This window comes from Saccharothrix lopnurensis, assembly GCF_042658445.1.
Classification (GTDB): Bacteria; Actinomycetota; Actinomycetes; order Mycobacteriales; family Pseudonocardiaceae; genus Actinosynnema; species Actinosynnema lopnurensis.
This window is the reverse complement of sequence record NZ_JBHSQO010000026.1, coordinates 96154-102802: the sequence shown is the minus strand read 5'-3', so window position 1 is coordinate 102802 and position 6649 is coordinate 96154. Positions and strand designations below refer to the sequence as shown.

The window sequence follows — 6649 nt, the reverse complement described above, 5'->3', positions numbered from 1 at the left end:
CTGGGCGCCCGGCCGCTGCGTCGCACGATCCAGCGCGAGATCGAGGACCAGCTGTCGGAGAAGATCCTCTTCGGCGACCTGGCCCCCGGTCAGGTCGCGCTGGTCGACGTCGAGGGCGAGGGCGACGACGCCCGGTTCACCTTCCGCGGCCAAGACCGCAGCGTCGTGGCCGCCGACCCCGTGGCGGGGGTGTGACCACGATGCCCGTGCCCACCGTCAACCCCGACGTCGCCGTGCTCCGGTCGCTGCCCTCCCCGGGCGCCTACCTCTGCGGTCTCACCTGGGACGGGCGGCAGCTGTGGCACTCCGACCAGCAGGCCGGTGAGGTGTACGCGCTCGACCCGGAGGACGGGAGCGTGCGGCACACGCTCTCGTGCCCCGGCGCGCGGGCGGACCTGACCTTCCACGACGGGCGGCTCTGGCAGATCGGGATGCGGCCCAAGCGGTTCCTCCTGCTCGACCCGGGGAGCGGCGAACTCGTGGAGCGGCGGGCCATCGAGCCGTCGAACGGCCGGGTCTGCGGTGCGGAGGTCCGTCCCGAGGGGGTGTGGGTCTGCCTGCGGCGGCCCCCGGTGGTCCAGCTGCGGTCCGTCGACACGGTGGAGGTCCTGAGGGAGTTCCCGGTGGTCGGGAACCCCTCGGGGCTCACCGAGGTCGACGGCGTCGTGTACTACACCGACTTCGAGGACGTGGTCATCCGCGGCTACGACGTCGAGACCGGCGAGCAGGTGTTCTCCGAGGCCGCGACCGGGAGCCCCACCGGCCTCACCTACGACGGTCGCCACCTCTGGTACTGCGACTTCCCGGGCAAGGCGTTGCGGGCCATCGCACCGCTGGATCGGGGAGCCCGCTCGTGACGCCGACCGGGAGGCCCCTGGTGCTCCTGGTCGGGATCGTCTTCGAGGGGTACCGCAGCTACCTGCTCGACGGCGTCGGCTCCGTCGCCGACGTGTGGCTGCTCGCCGAGGCCGAACCCGCCCCCTCGGTGGCGGAGAAGCTGGTCGGGCACACCCTCGTCGACGTCTTCGACATCCCGGCGCTGGTCGCCGCCGCCCAGGAGGTCGCGGGGCGGCGGCGGGTGACCGGCGTGCTGTCCTGGGACGAGCTCAAGATGTCCGGCACCGCCCACATCGCCCGCGCGCTCGGCCTGCCGGGCGTGGCGCCGGACGTGGTGGACCGCTGCCGGGACAAGCACCGCACCCGGACGGCCCTGGCCGTCGCGGGGGTGCCCCAGCCCGCCTCCGAGGTGGTCTCCAGCGCCGAGGAGGCGGGCGCGGCCGCGGATCGGATCGGGTACCCGGTCGTGCTCAAGCCGCGCGACCTGGGCGCCAGCATGGGCGTCATCCGGGTCGACTCGGCGCGGGACCTGGCGGCGGGCTACGCCCACACCCGGGCCGCGCGGGTCGGCCCGGTCCCGTACCGGTCCGACGGGGTCCTGGTGGAGGAGTACGTCGGCGGCCCGGAGGTCAGCGTCGACTCCTGGGTGCTCGACGGCCGCACCCACCCGCTGTTCACCGCGCGCAAGACGACCGGGTACCCGCCGTACTTCGAGGAGACCGGGCACGTGGTCGACGGCCGCGGGCCGGGGGAGGACGACCCGGAGCTGCACCGCGTGGTGACCGCCGCGCACGAGGCGCTCGGCTTCGACCACGGGATGACGCACGTCGAACTGCGCCGGGCCCGCGACGGCTGGCGGGTCATCGAGGTCAACTGCCGCCTGGGCGGGGACCTCATCCCCATGCTGGGCCAGGCCGCCACCGGTGTCGACGCCGGCGCCGTGGCGACCCTGCTGGCCTGCGGCCTGGAACCGGACCCGCGTCCGGACCGGGGCCGGGTCGCGGCGGTCCGGTTCCTCTACCCGGACGCCCCGTGCGAGGTGGACCGCGTCGAGGTCGATCCCGACCGGCTCCCGGCCGGGATCGAGCTCGCCACCGGGCTGCCCCGACCGGGCACCACGATCTCGCCGCCGCCGGAGGGGCACGTCTGGGGGCGCTACGCCCTCCTGATGGCCGTCTCCGACACCCCTGAGGGCTGCGCTGCGGCGCTGGACGCCGCCCAGCCCGCCGTCGTTCTCCACGCCCGTACGAGGTCCGTGGAGACCGGCTCAGCCCAGGGTCTTGCTAATGACTATATAAAACCGTAGTATCAGTTCATGGGACACGGCAGAGCCCCCCGGGCTCGCAAGTTGTCCGACACCCCACCCTCAACTCCGCTGGAGGTCAGCAAGTGAGCAGGGAGACCTACGAGTCGTTGGGTCTGGCGCCCAAGCCGATCCGTCCGCACATTCTTGCTGCCGCGACGGTCGTGTACGGCGATGACTACTACAACGGCAAGCGAGAGACGATCAACCTCTCGGGCTTCGTCCAGATGAACAAGTGGCCGATGCCGGGCTTCGAGCACCGGGTCGACGAGCAGGGTCACTCGACGTTCGACACCGAGCTGATCAGTGCTCCCGAGGTCGGCATCAAGGGCTTCAGCTACGAGCTGAACGACCGGATCCAGATCCTGTCGAACCCGAAGCTGCCGAACACCGGCCACGTGAAGCAGATCTCGCCCGGGAACAACTTCCCGGCGGAGTTCCACATCCGTCGGTACGGGATCCTGGAGACCAGCACGCTGCGGCTGGTCCACCGCAACGTCATCCCGATCTACGGCATCGTGGACAACGTGCCGCCGTTCAAGAAGCCGCTGAGCAGCCCGTACCTGGGCTTCCCGCGCGGCGACCACCACCAGGAGCTCGTGCAGGCGCCGAACGTGGTGCGTGGCACGACGCTGCCCGAGGCGTGGTACCCGTCCGACGACGAGAACAACCCGATCGGCATCACGCCGACCGTGTTCTTCGCCGCCGCGCCGGCCGCCTGCATGTCGATGCTGATGGACCCGTCCATCATCATGCAGAGCTCCATGGAGGGTCAGATCTCCCTGGAGGTCGGCGGTCGCACGGTCACCGTCGAGCTGGCGGGCGACCACTCCCTCGCCGCCGGTGCCGAGATCCTGCTGTTCGGCCCGGAGAAGCACGACGAGGGCACGGGCGTCCTGGCGCAGCTGGCTCGCGTCGCCCTGGTCGGCGAGTGCGCCGAGCTGGGTGGCCGGGTTATGCTGCGGGCGAGCTGGGCGCGCCCGTCGAGCGGGACGCTGGGTGAGGGCTCCGAGGACAGCCTCAGCCGCGTGCGGTACCCGAGCGACCTGCACTTCGACGCGCAGTTCGAGATCTGCACGCCGCACGGCACCCTCTACGCCACCAACGCGGTGCACGTGGCGGGTCGCCTGAACGACCTCGACCCGCTGGGCACCAACCTGGCCCTCGAGGGCCCGGACACCGCCCTGGTGACCGAGGACAACACCGTGAAGGCCCGCCTGACCGGTGCCAAGTTCGTGATGAGGGAGTCGATCGTCGGCGAGCACGCCGCGGTCAACGTCTGAGTCTCGAACGCGTGACCCCCGCCCGGGACACCTGCGCAAGCGGTGTCCCGGGCGGCCGCCGTCCATCCGCGCCGCCGTACGCGACGGCCGCAGAGAAGGGGCACCGTGAACCCACGCACGCTGTTGATGCACCAGATCATGCTGTCCGACCGAACCCGGTTGGCCGCCTACGACGAGGCGCTCGCCGCCACCGTCCGGCCAGGCGACGTCGTGGCCGACGTCGGGGCCGGGACCCTGGTCCTGGGGCTCATGGCGTTGCGGCACGGTGCCGAACACGTCTACGCGATCGAGGGCGACCCGGAGACCGCCGAGCTGGCCACGATGATCGCGCGGGACAACGGGGTCGCGGACCGCGTGACCGTCATCCAGGGCGACGCCCGGGTGGCGAGGCTCCCGCGCAAGGCGAACGTGGTGGTCGCCGAGCTGATGGGCAACCTCGGGCCGGAGGAGGAGATGGCCGAGGTTTTGGCCGCCTTCGCCCGGCGCAACCTCGCCGAGGGCGGGCGGATCGTCCCCGAGCGGCTCCAGACGCTGCTCGCCCCCGTCGAGTTCGACGGCGAGGGCTGGGGCATCTGGTCGCAGGACGTGTACGGCCTGCGCTTCGGCGCGGTGCTCGACCACGTCGCGCCGGCCGCCCAGCTGCACTTCTTCCAGCGCCCGCCCCGGGTGCTCGGCGAACCCGCGGTGGCCGCCGACGTCCGGCTCGGTGAGCGCGCGCGCCCGATCGGCGGCGAGCACCACGCCGTGCAGGTCGAGACCGCCGGCACGCTGCACGCGGTCGTCGGCTCGTTCCGGGCCGTCCTGGCCCCCGGTGTCGAACTCGCGAACTTCCCCGGCTACACCGGCTGCAACTGGGCCTGCTGGGTCTGGCCGGTCCGCCACAGCGCGGTCGCCGCGGGCGACAGCCTCAAGGTCGCGCTCGAACGCCCCCGGGACACCGCCAGGCTCGTCGAGACCTGGACGATGGACGTCGGACTCGCCCGGGCGCCGGTGCGGCCGTGACCGTATCCGCGGGCATCGTCCGAGACCTCCCCGTCCGTGCCCTCGACCTGTGCGGGGTCACCTGGAGCGGGGAGTACCTGTACTTCGCCGAGATCTTCTCGAAGCAGATCGGCGCGATCGACCCCGTCAGCGGCGAGATCGTGCAGCGGATCCCGTGCCAGGAGGTCGCCGGCGACCTCACCACCCTGCGCGGCGCGCTGCTCCAGGTGGTGGGCGAGGAGCGGAACCTGCGCCTGCTCGACCCGGCGACCGGCAGCGAGATCGACGAGTGGCCCAACCCCCGGCCCGGCCACCCGATCTCCGGCCTGGAGGCGTGCCGGGACGGGGTGTGGATCGGCTACGAGGACCTCGGCATCGTCGAGCTGCGCGAGCTGGACAACTTCCGGTTGCTGGACTGCATCGACGTGGGCCACGAGGTCACGGGCGTGACGGTGTCCGACGGGTTCCTGGTGCACACCGACCGCGACGCCTCCCGGGTCCGGCTGACCGACCTCAACAGCAGGCGGCCGCGCTACCCGGTGATGGTCTGGGGCAAGCCCAGGGCGATCACCTGGGACGGCAGGCTGTTCTGGTACTGCGACCACGCGACCCTCCAGCTGCGGGCGATCGAGCTGCCGGGGATCACGAACTCCGGGGGTGGCACGGCATGACCGTCATCGAGCGCGTCAGGATCGGGCGTGGTGGGAGCGGGCGCGGCGGGACCGGCTCGGGTGGTCCCGCCGCGCGGGCCGCCCAGGACCTCCTGCGGGTGGCCCGGCTGTTCGCGGTCACCGGGCGGGTGGCCGGCCCCGCGGTCGGGGCCGCCGTCCGCCACCGGGTGGCCGGGCGGCGCCAGGAGGCCGCGCGGACGCTGTACCACGCCGCGCCGGTGCTGCTCGCCCGGCTCGGCGCGACGTTCATCAAGGCGGGCCAGGTGCTCGCCACGCGCCGCGACATCCTGCCGCCCGCGCTGTGCGACCAGCTGGGCACCCTGCACGACGACGTCCCCGCGACCTCGGCCGCCCACACCGCCAGGATGCTGCGCGAGGCGTACGGCGACGACCTCCACGTGCTGTTCCCCCACGTCGAGCTGACCCCGGTCGCGGCCGGGAGCATCGCCTGCGTGCACCGGGCGGTGGACCAGCAGGGCCGCACGGTCGCGCTCAAGATCCGGCGGCCGAACATCGACCGGCTGATGGCGCGGGACCTGCGGCTGATGCGGCGCGGCGCGGCGCTCGCGGCCCGCCTGCCCGCGTTCGCCGGCCTGCCGGTCACCGAGATCGTCGGCCAGATGTGCGACGCGGTGGCCGGCCAGGTGGACTTCCGCGCCGAGGCCGACTCGCTGCACCGGTTGCGGCACAACCTCTCCGGTGTGGCCCGGGTGTGGGTGCCCGCGGTCCGGCAGGAGCTCTGCCGCGACACCGTGATCGCGATGGAGTTCATCGAGGACCTCGACGGCGACGCCCGCTCCGTCGCGCCGGTGATGCGCAAGAAGTTCGCCGAGTCGGCGCTGATCTCGATCTACCACATGCTGTTCGTGGACGGTTTCGTGCACTGCGACATGCACCCCGGCAACCTGAACTTCACCCCGCGCGGCCAGGTCGTCGTGCTGGACGCCGGGTTCAGCGTCCAGCTGACCGACCGGCTGCGGCGGCTGTTCGCCGAGTTCTTCATGAACATGGCGGTCGGGCGCGGGACGCGGTGCGCGGAGATCGTGGTCGAGAGCGCGACCGGGCTCAGCCCGACCGCCGACGTCGACGGGTTCCTGGAGCGGATGGCGGACCTGGTGCGGCGCAACCACGGCCTGCCCGCCAAGGAGTTCAGCCTGATGGGCTTCGCCACCGAGATGTTCGACCTCCAGCGGAACCACGGCGTGCACGCCGCGCCGGAGCTGATCTTCCCGCTGCTGTCGCTGCTGGTCATCGAGGGCACGATCCGCGAGCTGCACCCGGGCATCGACTTCCAGGAGACGGCCAAGCCGGTGATCAACCGGGGCCTCTGGTCGGCGCAGCGGCCGGGCACCGGCCGGAACTAGCGCGGGTCCCGCCCGCCGCCGGGACCGGCGGCGGGCGGGGTCGCGCTCCGGCGGGGAGGCTCACCCCTCAACGGCGACGGGACCCGCACGAAGTGGTTCTGAGGACCCCGGCGGCGCTCCGGTCACGTCCGGTCCACCGGGGGTTCCCCGTCCGCGTACCGCAGGCCCCTGGGCACCCGCCCCGGGCAGGGGCGGGTGCCCAGGGCGGGC

7 protein-coding genes are annotated in these 6649 nt (G+C 72.7%); all 7 read left to right on the top strand.

Features of this window, described 5'->3' with window-relative positions; genetic code table 11:
* A partial coding sequence (locus ACFP3R_RS23670) for a hypothetical protein (RefSeq protein WP_380638573.1) occupies nt 1-195 on the top strand: 195 nt, incomplete at its 5' end.
* A gap of 5 nt (nt 196-200) precedes the next feature.
* Nucleotides 201-857, top strand: a complete 657-nt coding sequence (locus ACFP3R_RS23665) for an NHL repeat-containing protein (protein WP_380638572.1) — start codon at nt 201-203, stop codon at nt 855-857.
* Entirely contained in the window at nt 854-2143 is a 1290-nt protein-coding gene (locus ACFP3R_RS23660) for an ATP-grasp domain-containing protein (protein WP_380638571.1), read from the top strand. The genes ACFP3R_RS23665 and ACFP3R_RS23660 overlap by 4 nt, the downstream gene beginning before the upstream one ends.
* Before the next feature lie 83 nt (nt 2144-2226).
* Nucleotides 2227-3423: a DUF6004 family protein gene (locus ACFP3R_RS23655; protein WP_380638570.1), complete on the top strand. Its 1197-nt coding sequence runs from the start codon at nt 2227-2229 to the stop codon at nt 3421-3423.
* 105 nt (nt 3424-3528) lie between these two features.
* Entirely contained in the window at nt 3529-4425 is an 897-nt protein-coding gene (locus ACFP3R_RS23650; protein ID WP_380638569.1) for a 50S ribosomal protein L11 methyltransferase, read from the top strand.
* The gene (locus ACFP3R_RS23645; RefSeq protein ID WP_380638568.1) at nt 4422-5075 is read left to right on the top strand and encodes an NHL repeat-containing protein; all 654 of its coding nucleotides are present in this window, start codon (nt 4422-4424) and stop codon (nt 5073-5075) included. The genes ACFP3R_RS23650 and ACFP3R_RS23645 overlap by 4 nt, the downstream gene beginning before the upstream one ends.
* A complete protein-coding gene (locus ACFP3R_RS23640) occupies nt 5072-6439 on the top strand; it encodes an ABC1 kinase family protein (RefSeq protein ID WP_380638567.1) in 1368 nt (455 codons plus the stop codon). Before ACFP3R_RS23645 ends, ACFP3R_RS23640 begins: the two co-directional genes overlap by 4 nt.
* Nucleotides 6440-6649 lie beyond the last annotated feature (210 nt).